The organism is Thiomonas sp. UBA7699 (genome assembly GCF_002482605.1).
Taxonomy (GTDB): domain Bacteria; phylum Pseudomonadota; class Gammaproteobacteria; order Burkholderiales; family Burkholderiaceae_C; genus Thiomonas; species Thiomonas arsenitoxydans.
The window spans coordinates 23,890-39,561 of sequence record NZ_DLGH01000017.1; the positions used below are offsets into that span (position 1 = coordinate 23,890).

The window sequence follows — 15,672 nt, forward strand, 5'->3', positions numbered from 1 at the left end:
AAAAGCCCGCTTCAGCGGGCTTTTCTTTTGGCTCGCAGGCCTGCTGCGCGGATCAGGACGGCGTTTGCTGCGAGGGATGATCCACGAGGTTTTGGGCAATGAGTTCAACCAGGCTGAGTACAGGCTTGTCCCATTCGGTCTGCTCGGCACCGGCCAGGAAGTTGAGTCGGCAACTGCCGCACGAGGTGACGATGGCCTGGGCGTCGCTGTTGTCCACCTGTGCCCGCTTGATGGCGAAAGCTTGCGCCCGCAGGGGTGCCGCACGGTTGATCAAAAATCCGCCCGCTCCGCCGCCGCAGCACCAGTTCATTTCTTCGGTATCGCGCGGCTCACACAACTCAGCTCCCGTGGCGCGCAGAGCGAGTCGCGGCTGCTCGAACACGCCGCCATGTCGGCCGAGTTTGCAGGCATCGTGGAACATCAGGGTTTGGTGCGCATCGCCGCGCAAAGGCAACTTGCCTTGCTCCACCAGTTCCCCGATCAGTTCGGAGATGGCCAGCACGCGAAAAGGCAGCGGTCCGCCGTGCACCTCAGCGCCTTCCCAGCGCAGGGCCGGGTAGGCATGGCCGCACTCTGGCACGATCACCATTTCGGCGCCTACTTCGATGGCTTGTCGGATCACGGCTTCTGACGCCTTTTTCTGCGTCTCCTCTACGCCAGAGAGCAAGCCGAAATTCGCCGCTTCATAACCATTGCTGCGCAGCGTCCAGTCCAGCCCGGCGGCGTTCAGCACTCGTGCCGTCGCCTCGAGCGCGTCCTGGAACAACAGGATGTCGAGCACCGTCGTCAGCATCAGCACCTTGGCCTTGGGTTTGTCCAGATGCACGGTCACTCCACGGCTGCGCACCGCTTCGACGGCCTGTGCAAGATGGCTGGAATCTGCTCCAAACACGGTTCCGCGGGCGTCTTGCTCGCTTTGCACGGCGCGCAGTTCGTCTGGTGCGAGTCCTGCTGCGGCCAGCGCTTCGCGCATCACATTCACGCCGCGGGCGATGTTGATGCCCATCGGACAGACCATGCTGCAACGGCCGCACTCGGTGCAACTGTCGAAGCACAGCGCCTGCCATTCCCGCAAATCATCGACATTCACATCCTGGGTGAACGGTTTCCACAGCCAGGACAGGGGGGCGACTTCGCGTCGCCAGACGCGCCGCAGCAGATCGAGCTTGTGCGTCGGGATGAGGTCAGGGTCATCGTTTTGCACGCTGAACTGGCAGGCGTCGGCGCAATAGCCGCATCGCACGCAAGATTCCAGATCGACCGCGAGGTTGCGATCCATTTTTTCCAGCATGACCGTCTTGGCACGCTTGACACGCTCCGCGTCGGGTATCTCGATCTTCGGCGCTTGTTCCGCCAGATGGGCGATGGCGTTGCCGAACTGTGCATACATCTCGCGATTCATCATGCCCGTACTCCCCGGCGCGCCATGAATGCGCCGAACTGGGCGCGGCCAAAAAACCAACTGACGGTATGGAACAGTTTGCCGAAGGGAAACCACACCAGCAGCAATTCCAGTGACATGAGGTGAATCGCCAGCCGGGTTGGATCTGCGGAGTATCCCTGCGCCGCATAGGCACTGGAGGGCTGATCGATCAAGGCCATGCCCGTGAAAATCACCAGAAACAGCAAGCCCCAGGAGATGTAGTCATCTGCGCTGGAGATCCGTCGCAGAGTCGGGTCCATCAGGCGCATGGCAAGCGCCACAAGCAAGGAGATGATGGTGACGCCCGCGGCGAGGTACATCACTGCGTCCGGCAATGCAGGCCAAGACACCCCCAGATGCCGGTGAAGAAAGGCGATATGTGGGGCGTAGCCAAACACGATGAAGGCCAGGCCGAAGTGATAGAAGTAGGGGTTGAGCGTGGCAAGTGTCGGGTTTGGGCGAGTGCCAGCGCGCGGCAACATATGCCGCAGGACCGTGAACCAGATCGCCCCTTGCACATGGACGCGCCGAGGGGTCGATGTGGCCAGCTTGGTTGGACGGCGAATCAACCCTGCCGCTCGCCACAGCATGCCCAGCACGAAGATCAATACGCTGCCGACAAGTAACGGGCCACGCGCCAGGGTCAGGAGGTCCATGAAAATCCCTTTGCTTGCTTTGTAAGGGTTTTGATATTAGGCTGCGGAGCAGTGGAGTGCAAGCGATTGTTTATTCGCGAATCCGGATGTTTGTATGCATTGCAAATTGCGTTGAGTTGACGCGGTTATAGGGCTACAGTTCGCATAAAAAAATCAATCGCGCCGCGCAACACACCGCGGCCCACTGCGGCCTGCCGCAAGGAGACTCGAATGACTGAAAAACGAATACCCCCGGGCGACGCCAATACGGCAACTGCGATCAAGCGTCGTTCGCTACTGCAAGGAATGAGCGGCGTAGCTGCGGCGGTTTTTGGCGCAAGTGTTGCAAGGGCGGATGCCATGGCGCAGCCGGTCTTGACCAAGACGGCAGCAGAGCCCAAGGTTGACGCCACACAGCAGACGGGCTACCACCTGACCGAGCACATTCGTGCCTACTACCGCACAACCCGGCTTTGAACGCCTGGCAAATGCGACCTATACGATCTGCCGCGCGGCGCCACTTTCAAGCCTTACTGGCAAGCCTTTGAAGCCAGGGTTTCGCCCGCCGCGCCACCTGCTCCCACGCATCACAATGGAGTGAAGACATGCTGCTAACTCGTCGTTCCGAAAGCAAGGACACCCAAGGTAAGTCCCCGGACACCTCGACCCTCTGGGTCGATCAGCTCAAGCGCAGCCTGAACCGCGCCTTGCCGACGATCGACCGTCGTGCATTTCTGCGGCGCTCCGGCATTGGGGTGGGGCTGGGGCTCGGAGCGGGTTTGATCGGCTCGCAACTGCACTTGGTGAAGAAGGCCGACGCGGCCGATACGCCAGCGCCGGGTTCGGCCGGAAGCAAAAATGTAGTGACCCGGCGCACGGTCTGCACGCACTGTTCGGTCGGTTGCGCCTCGGACGCCATGGTGGAAAACGGGGTGTGGGTGCGGCAGAACCCGGTGTTCGAATCTCCGCTCAACCTAGGCGCACACTGCGCCAAAGGCGCTGCGCTGCGCGATCATGGCCGCGGTGATCACCGTCTGCGCTATCCGATGAAGCTGGTGGACGGCAAGTATCAGCGCATCTCCTGGGATCAGGCGCTGCAGGAAATCACCGACCGTCTATTGGAGATTCGCAAGGAAAGCGGGCCGGACGCGCTGTTTGTCGTCGGTTCGAGCAAGCACAGCAACGAGCAAGCCTATTTGCTGCGCAAGTGGGTCTCCTTCTGGGGTACGAACAACTGCGATCACCAGGCGCGCATCTGCCATTCCACCACCGTCGCCGGTGTCGCCAACACCTGGGGCTACGGCGCCATGACCAATTCGTACAACGATCTGGCCAACTCCAAGGTGGCGTTTTTCATCGGTTCAAATGCGGCCGAGGCGCATCCGGTGTCCATGCTGCACTTGCTGCACGCCAAGGAAAACGGCTGCAAGGTCATCGTGGTCGATCCACGCTTCACACGCACGGCAGCCAAGGCCGATATGCACGTGAGGCTGCGCTCGGGTACCGACGTGCCGGTGGTGTTCGGCATCCTCTATCACATCTTCAAGAATGGCTGGGAAGACCAGCAGTATCTTGATGCCCGGGTCTGGGGCATGGGCAAGGTCAAGGAGGACGTGCTGGCAAAGTGGAACCCCGATGCGGTCAAGGAGGTTTCCGGCGTGGATGGCGACACCACGTTTGCCATTGCCAAGATGCTTCACGAAAACAAGCCGGGCACTATTGTGTGGTGCATGGGGCAGACCCAGCACACCATCGGCCACGCCATCGTGCGGGCTTCTTGCATCCTGCAGCTGGCGCTGGGCAATGTCGGCAAGTCGGGCGGCGGCACCAATATCTATCGTGGCCATGACAACGTGCAGGGCGCAACCGATGTGGGCCCCAACCCGGATTCTCTGCCCGGCTACTACGGTGTGATCGAGGGCGCCTGGAAACACTACGCCGGGGTCTGGGGGGTGGACTATGAATGGATCAAGGGCCGATTCGCTCCGGGCATGATGACCAAGCCGGGAATGACGGTCTCGCGCTGGATCGACGGCGTGCTCACGCCCAATGACATGATCGATCAGGGGCCGAACCTGCGCGCCCATATCTTCTGGGGGCATGCGCCCAATTCGCAAACCCGTGGCCTCGACATGAAAAAGGCCATGAACAAACTCGACCTATTGGTCGTGATCGATCCCTATCCATCGGCCACTGCCGCCATGGCCGCCATGCCGTCTGATGACGCCCCGCTCAACCCCAAGCGCGCCGTGTACCTGTTGCCGGCTACCACGCAGTTCGAGACCTCGGGTTCGGTGACAGCGTCCAACCGTTCGCTGCAATGGCGCGAGAAGGTGGTCGAGCCGATGTTCGAGTCGCGCACCGATCACATGATCATGACCCAGCTCGCCGACAAGCTCGGCTTCGGCAAGGAGTTGGTGAAGAACTACAAGATGGTGCCGGGCAAGGGCGGCATGATGGAGCCGGAAACCGAGTCCATCCTGCGCGAGATCAACCGTGGGGTCTGGACCATTGGCTACACCGGACAAAGCCCGGAGCGGTTGAAGGCGCACATGCGCAATATGCACGTGTTCGACGTCAAGACTCTGCGCGCCCGAGGCGGCATCGACAAGGAAACCGGCTACAAGCTCGACGGCGAATACTTCGGTCTGCCCTGGCCCTGCTACGGCACTCCGGAGTTGCGCCATCCGGGCACGGCGAATCTGTACGACACCTCGCTCAATGTCATGGAAGGCGGCGGCAACTTCCGCGCCAACTTCGGCGTCGAACGCGACGGCCAGTCTTTGCTGGCGGCGGACGGTTCTGCCTCGAAGGGCGCGGACATCCAGACCGGCTATCCCGAGTTCGACTCCACTCTGCTGAAAAAACTCGGCTGGTGGAACGAACTCACCGACGCCGAGAAAAAGCTGGCCGACGGCAAGAACTGGAAGACCGATCAATCGGGCGGCATCATCCGCGTGGTGATGAAAAACCATAGCTGCCACCCCTTCGGCAATGCCCGCGCCCGCGCCGTGGTGTGGAACTTCCCCGACCCGATTCCGCAGCACCGCGAGCCCTTGTTCTCGGTGCGGCCCGACATGGTGGTCAAGTATCCGACTTACGACGACAAAAAGACCTTCTGGCGCCTGCCGACTCTCTACAAGACAGTGCAGGACAAGAACATCGACATCGTCAAGAAATTTCCGCTCATCCTTACCTCCGGGCGGCTGGTCGAGTATGAAGGCGGCGGCGACGAAACCCGCTCCAACCCTTGGCTGGCCGAGCTGCAGCAGTTCGCCTTCGTGCAGGTCAATCCGGCGGTGGCCAACGACCGCAACATCCGTGAAGGCGATGACGTCTGGGTGAGCACGCCCACCGGTGCACGCATCAAGGTGCGCGCGCGCGTCACTGAGGCGGTCGACCGATCCACCGTGTTCATCCCCTTCCACTTCGCCGGTCACTGGCAGGGCAAGGATTTGCGCCAGTACTACCCGGAAGGCGCCGCGCCCATCGTGCTGGGCGAGGCGGTCAACACGGCCACGACTTACGGCTACGACGCGGTGACCATGATGCAGGAAACCAAGACCACCGTCTGCCAACTCGAACGCGCCTGATGCGCCCTCACGCTCAACGGAGACAATCCCCATGGCCCGCATGAAATTCATCTGTGACGCCGAGCGTTGCATCAACTGCAACGGCTGCGTCACCGCCTGCAAAAACGAGAACGAGGTGCCCTGGGGCGTGAACCGCCGCCGCGTGGTCACCATGAACGAAGGCGTACCCGGCGAGAAGTCCATCTCGGTGGCCTGCATGCACTGCTCGGACGCGCCGTGCATGGCGGTGTGTCCGGTGAGTTGTTTCTATCGCACCCCGGAAGGCGTGGTGCTGCACGACAAGGACGTGTGCATCGGTTGCGGCTATTGTTCCTACGCTTGCCCCTTCGGCGCGCCGCAGTTTCCGGCCAACGGCGAATTCGGCCTGCGCGGCAAGATGGACAAATGCACCTTCTGCGCCGGCGGCCCCGCGCCCAACGGCTCGGAGGAACAATTCAAGGAATACGGCCGCGACCGTCTGGCCGAAGGCAAGCTGCCGATCTGCGCCGAGATGTGTTCGACCAAGGCGTTGTTGGCGGGGGACGGCGAGGTCATTGCCGACATCCTGCGCGACCGCGTGCTGCACCGCGGCGGCGGCGCCGAACTGTGGGGTTGGGGGACGGCATATGGCAAGGCTGACGCGCAAGCACAGCCCGCACCGACGAAGCAAGGGGAGTCATCATGAACCGCATCATGTCCTTGATGTTCGCAGCCGTCTTGCTCGCCATGACGGCCGGATGCAGTCAGAAACCACAGACCCTTACCCAGACCGGAGCACCGCCTTCGCAAGACCCGTGGATGGGCGCCAATCCCGCTTTCACCGAAAAGGACTGGAAGGTGGGGGATAAGGCCAGCTGGCAGCGCGAGATCAACCGTCGCGCCCAGAACCAGAACGAATACGTGCGCATGCGCTAGGAGCGGGCCATGTTCAGATTCACATCCCGTTTTGTTGCCGCTTTTGTTGCTGCTCTTGCGCTGGGCTTGAGCGTGAGTTTGGGCGCGTCTGCTGCGCTCGCGGCGGATGCGCCAGCAACGCTCACCCCGGGGCCGCAGACTGGCACGGCGCAGCGCGCAGATCAAGCTGCGGCCCCTCCGGGCGCTTCAACCATCCCCGGCTATCTGCAGCAAACCAATGGCGAGCGTGCGCAAGTGCAGCCTGGCAATAATGCACCCATGTGGCGCGACATCAAGCAGCAAGCCGGTTTCTCCAGCCTGCCCGACCCCGAAGCCGGGGTGCTGATTCAGCCGCAAACGGCGTATCCCGGCTCAGCCTTTACCTCGGCAGGCGAAGCGTGGCGGCAGACCCGTAATCTGCTGCTCATTCCAGTCGGCGGCTGGCTGCTGATCCTCGCTCTGGTGGGTATTGGCGCGTTCTACTTGTTCCGCGGAAAAATCCGGCTGGAGCACAAACCCACGGGACGCAAGATCGAGCGTTTCACGCCGTTCGAGCGTTTCATGCACTGGGTGCTGGCGTTCTCGTTCATCGCCCTGGCGGTATCAGGCGTCGTCATCATGTTTGGCAAATTCTTCCTGCTTCCCATTCTGGGTTCGGCGTTTTTCGGCTGGCTCACCTACGCGCTCAAGACCATCCACAACTTCATCGGGCCGCTGTTCGGGCTATCGCTGGTGATCGTGCTGCTGACCTTCGTGCGCGACAACCTGCCGAGCAAGAGCGACCTGGCCTGGCTCGCAAAGGGGGGCGGTTTGTTTGGCGGCGGCGAAGCACCATCCGCGCGGTTCAACGCGGGCGAGAAAATCTGGTTCTGGGTCGGGGTGCTGTTCTTGGGCCTGCTGGCAGTGGCATCGGGCCTGGTGCTCGACAAACTGGTGCCCAACTTTCCCTACACCCGCGGTGCCATGCAGGTGGCCGAAATCGTCCACGCCTCAGCCACCATTTTGTTCATGGCCATGGCCTTCGGCCACATCTACATCGGCAGCGTTGGCACGGAGGGCGCGCTCGATGGCATGCGCACTGGTTATGTGGACGAGAGCTGGGCGAAGCAGCACCACACGCTCTGGCTGGATGCGATCAAGTCCGGGAAAATTCCCGCCCAGCGCAGCGGCCCTAATGCGCAGGCGCCAGTGCCCGTGATCAAACCCAAGGCTTGAGGAGATGATGATGCGATGCATGCGTGGACTAATAGTGGCCGTCTCGCTGGCTTGCGGCGCAACGGCGTGGGCCAAGTTGCCGCCGCCAAGCCCGGAAGCCAAGGCGAAGGCAGAAGAAGCCGCAGCCAAAGCTAAATGGGCCGACAAGGTGGCCGCCTATCAGCTGTGTCAAACCCAGGATAAAGTGGCGGCGTTTTATTACGCTCAGGCCAAGGAACAAGGCAAGGCGACCCAGCCGCCGGTTCCTACCCCGCCCTGTGTGAACCCCGGGCCGTATGTGGCCGCACAATCTGACGCAGCCGCCCCGGCAGCCGCCGCGCAGAAATAAGGAGCAGCGTCTGGGCGCCGTCATGTGGGCCGACAGGTTGTCACGCCTTGATTTGCAACCGCCCGAGAAGAATGTATTGATGGCCCAATCTGAATTAGTGTCTTCGCAACACGTCACTGCGTCTGCATTGCCGCCTCGTGTTCCGCAACTCAGCCAGGCGCGAGAGGCCCTCACCCGAGGTGTGAGGGTACGCAACGAATTTGGGGAAACGCAGGAGGCCCAAATTCCTGCAGAGCGGCCGTTGACGCTGTATCTCGACAAGCAGGAGCTCGTCACCCTAATGACCGTGGGCGCGGCCCCCGAGTTGCTGGCGCTGGGTTATCTTCGCAATCAGCGTCTGGTGCACTCGATCGCCGATATTGCCTCCGTGCAGGTCGATTGGGAGGTGGAGGCCTGCTCCATCACCAGCCGCAGCGGCATTGCGGATTTGACGCAGCGCACCGCAGGTCGGCGCGTGGTCACCACGGGCTGCGGACAGGGCACGGTCTATGCCAGCCTGATGGACGAAGTGGACAACGCGGCGCTTGATGCTGAAACCCGGATCAGTCAAGGCGAGTTATACGCGCTGCTCGATGCCATGCGCCTGCATGATTCGCTCTACAAATCAGCCGGCTCGGTACATGGCTGCGCCCTGTTCGAGGGCAGCCGCCTGCTGATGTTCACCGAGGATGTGGGCCGCCACAATGCGGTGGACGCAATCTCTGGCTGGATGTGGTTGCACGGCGTGGGCGGCCAGGGCAAAGTGTTTTACACCACAGGCCGATTGACCTCGGAAATGGTCATCAAATGTGCGTTGATGGGGGTGTCCATCCTGGTTTCGCGATCGGGCGTGACGCAAATGGGCTATGACATCGCCGAGCGCCTGGGCATCGCCCTGTTCGCTCGCTGCACCAATCGCCACTTTCTGCAATACACCGCGCCTGAGCGTTTTGTTGCTGAGCCGCTGGAGCGGTTATCGGCATGAGCGCACCGGTTTCCGCGCCTGCCGCATGGCCCATCGCCGTGCTCATGCAGCGCGACCAGCTCAACAATCGCTGGCAGCGCTGGCGCTGGGGTCTGCGCGATGTCCTGCCTGCGACGGCAGGCCGTGTGGCGCTGGAATCTGCGCCCATCTGTCTGGAGTGGAGCGGGACGCAGTCGCAATGGTTGTATCCCGGCTTCAGCGTGCAACTGTTCCGGGACGAGGCGGAGGGCTATCACCTCAACCTCACCTCGCCGCAGCCCAGCTGGTTTGTCTGGTGGACGCCAGCGGCAGAGCCGGAATGCGACGATCCGCGCCATGCGCCCGAAGGCTTGCCCGTCATTCAGGCGGTGACTCTGTCGTACAACGAAGCGGCCCGCTGGATGGATGCCGGCGAAACCATCGAGATTGCACCGCTGCCGGCCGCGGTGGCCAACTGGCTGGCCGATTTTTCCTCGCTGCATTACAAGCCCGAACCACGCAAGCGCCGCCGTCCGCAAAGCTTTCTGGCCCCTGATGAACGCGATGTATCGTGCAGCAAGGCGCCAAGTCCTAGCGCCGACGGAGACGATCCACCGGTCTGTTGTCCATGAGTGAAGCCAGTTCTCCCGAAGACCGCGGTTTTCTATCGCGCTGGTCGCGGCGCAAACTGCAGGCCGGGACAGATTCCGTTCCCGCAGCGGCGCCCGTCGCCCCTGCGCCGGACAAGGGTGAGGAACTAGCCGCTGTTCCCGAACCTGTTCCTGCGCCTGCAAACGATCAGCCGCCACCGCCCACGCTGGACGAGCTGCAAGCGCTCGATCACACCGCCGATCTGACACGGTTCATCGCCAAAGGTGTGGACGAAGGCGTGCGCCGTGCCGCCCTGCGCAAGCTGTTTGCCGATCCGCAGTTCAACGTGATGGATGGGCTCGATACCTATATCGACGACTACAACACCCCCAGCCCGGTTCCGCCCGGCCTTCTGGCGCGCTTGAAACTGACTCCGAATTTGGGGCTCGACCTGGCAGACCCCGCCCTTGCAACGCCCGCAGCGCAGCGACCGGCTTCCGAGTGCCTCGGTTCGACTTCGGAAAACCGCACTCCGACCACCGCGAATGAGGCCGACACCACGGATCAGCCTGACTCGGCGCCTACTCCCGACATGCCCCAAGACGCCTCTCTGAACGCAACACCTCCCACCCCATGAAAACTCTGGTCTGCAATTGCAACCACACCATGCCGCTGGACGGCCCGCAGCTGACTGCCGCTTTGGGCCAGACCATCGAACCGCACAGCCAGCTGTGTCGCCGTGAGATCGTGCGCTTTCAGCAGGCCGCACAGAGCACCGAGCCCTTGCTCGTCGCTTGCACGCAAGAGGCCAAGCTATTTGCCGCACTGGCGTCGCAGACCGAGGGCGTGCCACCGCCCGATGTAAGGCCGATCCGGTTTGTCAACATCCGTGAAACCGCAGGCTGGAGTCGTGAGGCCAAGGCTGCCGGCCCGAAAATCGCCGCCCTGCTTGCTGCCGCGGCGTTGCCCGAGCCCGAACCCGTGCCGACCGCGAGCTATCACAGCGCGGGGCGTTGCCTGGTCATTGGCGATGCCGAGTCGCTGGACATGGCGCGCAAGCTCCTTGCCGACGGCCTGGAACTCACCCTGCTCGACACCGGGCGTCCGGGTGGACGTGCTGCGCCCGCCGCATTGCCGCTGCAGCATGAACATCCGGTTCATGCCGGGCGCGTGCGCAGCGTGCGCGGCTGGCTGGGGGCTTTCGAGGTGGATATCGAGAGCGCCAATCCGGTCGATCTCGATGTCTGCACCCGCTGCAATGCCTGCCTTGCCGCCTGCCCCGAGGGCGCGATCGGGCTGGACTACCAGATCGACCTGCAACGCTGCACCGGTCATCGCGATTGTGTGCAGGCCTGCGGCGCCATCGGCGCCATCGACTTCAACCGCGGCCCTCGGGCGGACACGCTGCAAGTCGATCTGGTGCTCGATCTGCAGCCGCAGCCCAGCCTGTCGCTGCATCAGCCGCCGCAGGGCTATTACGCCCCGGGCTCCGACCCGCTGGCGCTAGTGCGCGCCGCGACTGAACTGCGCGATCTGAAGGGTAGCTTCGACAAGCCCCGGTTTTTTCAGTATGACGCCAAGCTCTGTGCGCACTCCCGTAACACCCTGCTGGGTTGCCACGCCTGTATCGACATCTGCTCCGCGCAGGCCGTGCACAGCCGTGCCCGCTTGCGGCCCGACCAGACACCCCCCATCGCCGAGGCCGATTCCATCCTACCCACCGCCGCGCAAAAAAAGCCCTTCGTCGAGCAGATCGAGATCGACCCGCATCTGTGCGTCGGCTGCGGCGCCTGCACCACGGTGTGTCCTACCGGGGCGCTCACCTACGCCTACCCGCGCGCACCGGAAATTGGCGCACGGCTGCGTACCCTGCTGCTCACCGCCCAGCGCGCCGGGCTGAAGCGGCCGACGCTGCTGTTCCACAGCCAAGAAACGGGTGCGGAACTCATCGGGCAGCTTGGTCGGCTCGCGGCGGCAGATCCCCGCGTTCGCGGCCTGCCCGCCCACGTTATTGCGGTGCCGCTGTGGCATATCGCCTCGGTGGGCATGGAGCTTTGGCTGTCCGCATTTTCCTGGGGCGCGGCAGAGATTCTGGTCTTGTCCGACAACACTGAATCCCCGGCCTACCTCCATGCCCTCCAAGGCCAGATGCAGCTCACCGAAACGCTGCTGCACGGCATGGGCTATCGCGGGGCACGGCTGCGTTTGTTGCAGACTGCCGATGCGCGAGAACTCGATGCCTTGCTGGCGCCGCCGCGACCAACAGGTGCGGTTCCCAGCATCCAGGCGCAGTTCGCCGCCCTACCGCAGAAGCGCGCCACGCTCGATCTCGCGCTCGACCATCTGATCCGCCATGCGCCCGCGCAAGAGGTGGCGTCGGGCGCGGCCGTCATCCCCCTGCCGCATGGCGCGGGTTCTCCCCTTGGCGCCATCCGGGTGGACGCCAGCCGCTGCACCCTGTGCCTGAGTTGTGTCGGCGCCTGTCCTGCGGGGGCTTTGGCCGATAACCCGCTGGCGCCGCAACTGCGATTCATCGAAAAGAACTGCGTGCAGTGCGGCTTATGCGTCAACACCTGCCCGGAAGACGCCATTCGTCTGGAGCCGCGTCTGCTTTGGGGGCCTCAGCGCAGCGCGCCGCAGGTGCTCAACGAAGCCCAGCCCTGGCGCTGCGTGCGCTGCGGCAAGCCCTTCGGTACGGTGCAGGCCATCGAGCAAATGGTGGCCAAGCTCTCCGGCCACCCGGCCTTCGCGGGCGACGCAGCCAATCGGCTGAAAATGTGCAGCGACTGCCGGGTGATCGACATGCATACCCGCGCCGACACCACCATTCACGACCTGCCCTGATCGCCATGCTGCAACCTCTGTCGATGCAACACCCTGATGTGGAGCTGGCCGCGCCCGGCAGCGATGAAGACGCCGCCCGCGCCGATCTCTGGGGATTGCTTGCGCTGCTGTTCATCGCGCCGCCCTCGCAACCAGTGCTGTCGCAACTGGCGGGCATGTTGGCGGTCGAAAATGCTGACCAAAGCGCACTGCACTTGGCCTGGAGCAATTTGCTGAACACCGCCGCCGTGGTGACGCCCGAAGAGATTCGGGATGAATTCGAAATCCTGTTCGGCGGCACGGGGCGGCCTGCGGTGTATGTCTATGGCTCGTTTTACCTGGCCGGCGCGCTGCACGAAAAGCCGCTGGCCCGGCTGCGCGCGGATTTGCAGGACATCGGGCTGGCCCGCCGCATCGACTTGGGGGAAAGCGAAGACCACTTCGCCATCCTCGCCGAAACCATGCGCTATCTCATTGCGGGGGACGACCCTGCGGTGTGCAACCTGACGCGGCAGCGCGATCTGTTCCAGCGCCATATTCAGCCCTGGGGCGCCCAGATGTGCGAGGCCATCGAGGGCGATCACGCGGCGCGGTTCTACCGTGCGGTGGCAGGCTTTACCCGCGAATTTCTCCAAGTGGAGCAGATGGCGTTCGATCTGCTGGATTGATCTGGTTTTACGCTGTTTTTGCGGGCAGCTCCGGCTTGCAGTTCAGGCAAGGCGCCTGCACCAGATGGCCGTGCCACAGACCGTGGGCGCTGCGCACCGCCACCACGGCCCAGGCCGCCACCAGCGCGACGATCAGCGTGGCGGCAAATGCGGTGAAGAAGGCCATGCCGGTGCGCAGTCCCAGAGTCAGGCTGGCAGCGGTATAGACGCCCACGGGGAAGGTGAACCCCCACCAGCCCAGGTTGAAGGGCAAACCGCGCCGAACCTGAATGGCCGTGAGCGCAATGGCCGTCACCAGCCACCACAGACCCAGGCCCCACAGAATCAGCGCGCCGATCACGCCCAGCGGCCCTGCCAGCGCGGCCACGGGCGCCATCACCGTGCCTGCGAAAGCCTGCGGCGCTGCGGCGCCAAGGGTGAGCAGCGCGAAAGCGCCCGTGCCGATCGGCCCCAGACTCAGCCAGGTCGAGACGCCGAGTTCTTTGGGCGGCAGCTTGTGCAGCGCCAGCCGCAGATACAGCACGGTGAGAATGCCCAGCGCAATCGGAACCGACATGCCCCACAAGGCATAACCCGAGACGATCAGCGCCTGCGCCTGCGCGGCGGGCAGATGCTGCGCCAGATAGCCCGCACTCGACGCCGCCACTTCGGCGGGCACGACTGGCAGCAGCCACACGCCCGTCATGCGCTCCAGGCTGTGATCCTGCGCGGTGAACTGATACCAGGGCACCAGCCAGCCGGTGAGTAGCGACAGGGCGGCATCGATCCACCACAGGTGGGTGGCCAACTCGGCGGCGGCGGGTTGCCCCGGATGAAACAGCACCAGCCCGTTGACCAGCGGGATGAGCGCCATGGGGATGGCGCCCAAAAACATCGACTGCACGGGATGGCGCAGTAGCGGCATCGCGTCCTGTGTGAAAAACAGCCAACGCGCTGCGAAAAGACCTGTAAAGAGCGCGAAAATGGCGGCATCGGCGATGAAAAGTCCATAAGCCAGGGCATGCAGGCCAGCGATGCGCGCCGGAAACTGCGCCAGCAGCAAAAAGGTGATGCCCGTGCCCATGTTCACCGTGAACCAGTTGGGCGTGAATTGGCGCACGAGTTCGATGGGGGAGGGCAGTCGGTTGAGCGGTTTCCAGGGGGACATGATGGGCAGCCAAACGGTAATCAATGAATGGCTTCATACTAGGCGGAACCCTAAAATAAATAAAACGAATAGTTTTTATAATTTAAACAATATTTTCCAGTAGATCGTTGTCGAGATGGCGGGTGTCAGCCAAAGCGCCGTATCGGGCGTTGGACTGCTATGAATACTTTCAACTCTTTGCGGCTCCCCGGCTTGCGGCCCTGGCGTTTGGGCGGTATCACTGCCTTGTTGTTAGTCTTGGCCGCCTGCTTTGCGCACCTGGCTGCGGCGCAGTCGGTCAAGGAGGCGGTCACTTTCTCGGCGCAATGGCAGGTGCATCTCCAACAGGATGGCAAGGGGTCCGACTCCCGCGGCGCACAATGGCTGGTCTTGCTCGGCGGGCTGGGCGGACAGGAGGGCGTGGCCACCGCGCAAGACCAGGTGAGCTGGCCTGCGCAGGGCAACGGCGCCTACCGCATCGACAGCACCCTCACGCCGCGGGGTGCGCTTGCCGTGCTGCTGCGTCGGCTGCACTGGGTGCGCGGTGCAAGCGGAGAAGTTCGCGACGGCAAGCCCGAGCTGCTGTCGGCCAGCAATCAGCGGGGGGATAGCCCGGCCACGCTGATGCAGATCGAGCATGGGCGTATGCAGGTGACGACTGCGGCTCAGGCGGCGTCAGCGCCGGCGGAATCGACGACGCCGACGCAGCCCGCGCCGCCCGGGCTCACCGATCCACTGACGCTGAGCTGGGGGTATCTGCAGCGCCCGCTGCCTACCCGCGCCTTCACCGCGCCCTTGCTCATCAATGACAAGGTGCAGACCGCCCACATCACGCCGCAGCGCACCACGTTGAAATGGCAGGGCCAGGAGGTGGCGTGCACTCTGCTCGACGCTCACAGCGCGCAGAGCAGTGCCACTTTGCGCATCTGGCTGCGGCAAAGCGATGGCCTGCCGCTGCAGGTCGAACTCGGCATGGGCGACCGCTACGGGCTCGATGTGGTGCAGACTCTTGCAGCGGTACCGGATGGGCTGCCCGCCGCACATGTTCAGCACTGAACCGTAGGCGTCGGCGAAGCGCTACGCTATATGCATGAACGAGAACGGCACAGCAGACGACAAGGCGCCCCTGCCACCCGCGGATACGGCGAGGGTGCGCTTGCAGATCAAACAAGGCACGGCGCTCGGGCCCGGCAAGGCCGCGCTGCTCGAAGCGCTGGAGCGCACCGGTTCGATTTCAGCCGCCGGGCGGGCGCTCGACATGAGTTACCGCCGCGCCTGGCTGCTGATTCACAGCGTCAATCAGGCTTACAAAGAACCGTTGGTCGAAGCCTCCAAGGGAGGCGCGGGCGGAGGCGGTGCGCTGCTCACCCCGCTGGGACGCGAGGTGCTGTCGATCTACCGGCGCATGGAACGCAAGGCGCTCAGGGCCATTCAGCCCGACCTCGACGTGCTGCAAAAACTGCTGCGCGAGTGAG

16 protein-coding genes are annotated in these 15,672 nt (G+C 63.3%); 13 read left to right on the plus strand and 3 right to left on the minus strand.

Annotated features, from left to right (window positions below; all coding sequences use genetic code 11):
* Positions 1-52: 52 nt before the first annotated feature.
* Both B3H47_RS06835 and B3H47_RS06840 read right to left on the minus strand, forming a co-directional pair.
* Positions 53-1,405: a (Fe-S)-binding protein gene (locus tag B3H47_RS06835; protein WP_286986572.1), complete on the minus strand. Its 1,353-nt coding sequence runs from the start codon at positions 1,403-1,405 to the stop codon at positions 53-55.
* Positions 1,402-2,079 carry a hypothetical protein gene (locus tag B3H47_RS06840; RefSeq protein WP_013124391.1) on the minus strand — a complete coding sequence of 226 codons (678 nt, stop codon included), beginning with the start codon at positions 2,077-2,079 and terminating at the stop codon, positions 1,402-1,404. The genes B3H47_RS06835 and B3H47_RS06840 overlap by 4 nt, the downstream gene beginning before the upstream one ends.
* Positions 2,080-2,289: 210 nt before the next feature.
* On the opposite strand from B3H47_RS06840, the gene B3H47_RS06845 reads away from it, so the two are divergent.
* The 11 genes from B3H47_RS06845 to B3H47_RS06895 all read left to right on the plus strand — a co-directional run bounded on the left by B3H47_RS06845 (position 2,290) and on the right by B3H47_RS06895 (position 13,071).
* Positions 2,290-2,535 carry a hypothetical protein gene (locus B3H47_RS06845; protein ID WP_156053677.1) on the plus strand — a complete coding sequence of 82 codons (246 nt, stop codon included), beginning with the start codon at positions 2,290-2,292 and terminating at the stop codon, positions 2,533-2,535.
* A 128-nt stretch (positions 2,536-2,663) separates the two neighbouring features.
* Positions 2,664-5,651, plus strand: coding sequence for a formate dehydrogenase subunit alpha (locus B3H47_RS06850; RefSeq protein WP_156053676.1), 2,988 nt, complete (start codon positions 2,664-2,666; stop codon positions 5,649-5,651).
* A 31-nt stretch (positions 5,652-5,682) separates the two neighbouring features.
* Positions 5,683-6,315, plus strand: a complete 633-nt coding sequence (gene fdh3B / locus B3H47_RS06855; RefSeq protein WP_013107345.1) for a formate dehydrogenase FDH3 subunit beta — start codon at positions 5,683-5,685, stop codon at positions 6,313-6,315.
* On the plus strand, positions 6,312-6,545 hold the full coding sequence (locus tag B3H47_RS06860) for a hypothetical protein (RefSeq protein ID WP_013107344.1): 234 nt from the start codon (positions 6,312-6,314) through the stop codon (positions 6,543-6,545). The genes fdh3B and B3H47_RS06860 overlap by 4 nt, the downstream gene beginning before the upstream one ends.
* 9 nt (positions 6,546-6,554) lie before the next feature.
* Positions 6,555-7,739: a formate dehydrogenase subunit gamma gene (locus B3H47_RS06865; protein WP_156053675.1), complete on the plus strand. Its 1,185-nt coding sequence runs from the start codon at positions 6,555-6,557 to the stop codon at positions 7,737-7,739.
* A 19-nt stretch (positions 7,740-7,758) separates the two neighbouring features.
* The gene (locus tag B3H47_RS06870; protein WP_232054216.1) at positions 7,759-8,067 is read left to right on the plus strand and encodes a hypothetical protein; all 309 of its coding nucleotides are present in this window, start codon (positions 7,759-7,761) and stop codon (positions 8,065-8,067) included.
* Between the two features lie 79 nt (positions 8,068-8,146).
* On the plus strand, positions 8,147-9,031 hold the full coding sequence (locus B3H47_RS06875) for a formate dehydrogenase accessory sulfurtransferase FdhD (protein ID WP_232054215.1): 885 nt from the start codon (positions 8,147-8,149) through the stop codon (positions 9,029-9,031).
* Positions 9,028-9,621, plus strand: coding sequence for a DUF3305 domain-containing protein (locus B3H47_RS06880; protein WP_156053673.1), 594 nt, complete (start codon positions 9,028-9,030; stop codon positions 9,619-9,621). Before B3H47_RS06875 ends, B3H47_RS06880 begins: the two co-directional genes overlap by 4 nt.
* A complete protein-coding gene (locus B3H47_RS06885; RefSeq protein WP_156053672.1) occupies positions 9,618-10,217 on the plus strand; it encodes a DUF3306 domain-containing protein in 600 nt (199 codons plus the stop codon). The genes B3H47_RS06880 and B3H47_RS06885 overlap by 4 nt, the downstream gene beginning before the upstream one ends.
* Positions 10,214-12,424, plus strand: a complete 2,211-nt coding sequence (locus tag B3H47_RS06890) for a 4Fe-4S dicluster domain-containing protein (protein ID WP_156053671.1) — start codon at positions 10,214-10,216, stop codon at positions 12,422-12,424. The genes B3H47_RS06885 and B3H47_RS06890 overlap by 4 nt, the downstream gene beginning before the upstream one ends.
* Before the next feature lie 5 nt (positions 12,425-12,429).
* Positions 12,430-13,071: a TorD/DmsD family molecular chaperone gene (locus B3H47_RS06895; RefSeq protein WP_156053670.1), complete on the plus strand. Its 642-nt coding sequence runs from the start codon at positions 12,430-12,432 to the stop codon at positions 13,069-13,071.
* 7 nt (positions 13,072-13,078) lie between these two features.
* On the opposite strand, the gene B3H47_RS06900 is transcribed toward B3H47_RS06895, so the two are convergent.
* Complete coding sequence (locus B3H47_RS06900) at positions 13,079-14,218, minus strand: TDT family transporter (protein ID WP_156053669.1); 1,140 nt, start codon at positions 14,216-14,218, stop codon at positions 13,079-13,081.
* Positions 14,219-14,377: 159 nt separating this feature from the next.
* Here B3H47_RS06900 and B3H47_RS06905 point away from each other — a divergent pair, with 159 nt between their 5' ends.
* Complete coding sequence (locus B3H47_RS06905) at positions 14,378-15,253, plus strand: hypothetical protein (protein WP_156053668.1); 876 nt, start codon at positions 14,378-14,380, stop codon at positions 15,251-15,253.
* Between the two features lie 34 nt (positions 15,254-15,287).
* Complete coding sequence (locus tag B3H47_RS06910; RefSeq protein ID WP_156053667.1) at positions 15,288-15,671, plus strand: winged helix-turn-helix domain-containing protein; 384 nt, start codon at positions 15,288-15,290, stop codon at positions 15,669-15,671.
* Position 15,672 lies beyond the last annotated feature (1 nt).

Bases quoted from the DNA above. Each gene is read 5' to 3' on its own strand.
- B3H47_RS06835 (WP_286986572.1), bottom strand. From the start codon at position 1,405: ATGATGAATCGCGAGATGTATGCACAGTTCGGCAACGCCATCGCCCAT.
- B3H47_RS06840 (WP_013124391.1), bottom strand. From the start codon at position 2,079: ATGGACCTCCTGACCCTGGCGCGTGGCCCGTTACTTGTCGGCAGCGTA.
- B3H47_RS06845 (WP_156053677.1), top strand. From the start codon at position 2,290: ATGACTGAAAAACGAATACCCCCGGGCGACGCCAATACGGCAACTGCG.
- B3H47_RS06850 (WP_156053676.1), top strand. From the start codon at position 2,664: ATGCTGCTAACTCGTCGTTCCGAAAGCAAGGACACCCAAGGTAAGTCC.
- fdh3B (WP_013107345.1), top strand. From the start codon at position 5,683: ATGGCCCGCATGAAATTCATCTGTGACGCCGAGCGTTGCATCAACTGC.
- B3H47_RS06860 (WP_013107344.1), top strand. From the start codon at position 6,312: ATGAACCGCATCATGTCCTTGATGTTCGCAGCCGTCTTGCTCGCCATG.
- B3H47_RS06865 (WP_156053675.1), top strand. From the start codon at position 6,555: ATGTTCAGATTCACATCCCGTTTTGTTGCCGCTTTTGTTGCTGCTCTT.
- B3H47_RS06870 (WP_232054216.1), top strand. From the start codon at position 7,759: ATGCGTGGACTAATAGTGGCCGTCTCGCTGGCTTGCGGCGCAACGGCG.
- B3H47_RS06875 (WP_232054215.1), top strand. From the start codon at position 8,147: ATGGCCCAATCTGAATTAGTGTCTTCGCAACACGTCACTGCGTCTGCA.
- B3H47_RS06880 (WP_156053673.1), top strand. From the start codon at position 9,028: ATGAGCGCACCGGTTTCCGCGCCTGCCGCATGGCCCATCGCCGTGCTC.
- B3H47_RS06885 (WP_156053672.1), top strand. From the start codon at position 9,618: ATGAGTGAAGCCAGTTCTCCCGAAGACCGCGGTTTTCTATCGCGCTGG.
- B3H47_RS06890 (WP_156053671.1), top strand. From the start codon at position 10,214: ATGAAAACTCTGGTCTGCAATTGCAACCACACCATGCCGCTGGACGGC.
- B3H47_RS06895 (WP_156053670.1), top strand. From the start codon at position 12,430: ATGCTGCAACCTCTGTCGATGCAACACCCTGATGTGGAGCTGGCCGCG.
- B3H47_RS06900 (WP_156053669.1), bottom strand. From the start codon at position 14,218: ATGTCCCCCTGGAAACCGCTCAACCGACTGCCCTCCCCCATCGAACTC.
- B3H47_RS06905 (WP_156053668.1), top strand. From the start codon at position 14,378: ATGAATACTTTCAACTCTTTGCGGCTCCCCGGCTTGCGGCCCTGGCGT.
- B3H47_RS06910 (WP_156053667.1), top strand. From the start codon at position 15,288: ATGAACGAGAACGGCACAGCAGACGACAAGGCGCCCCTGCCACCCGCG.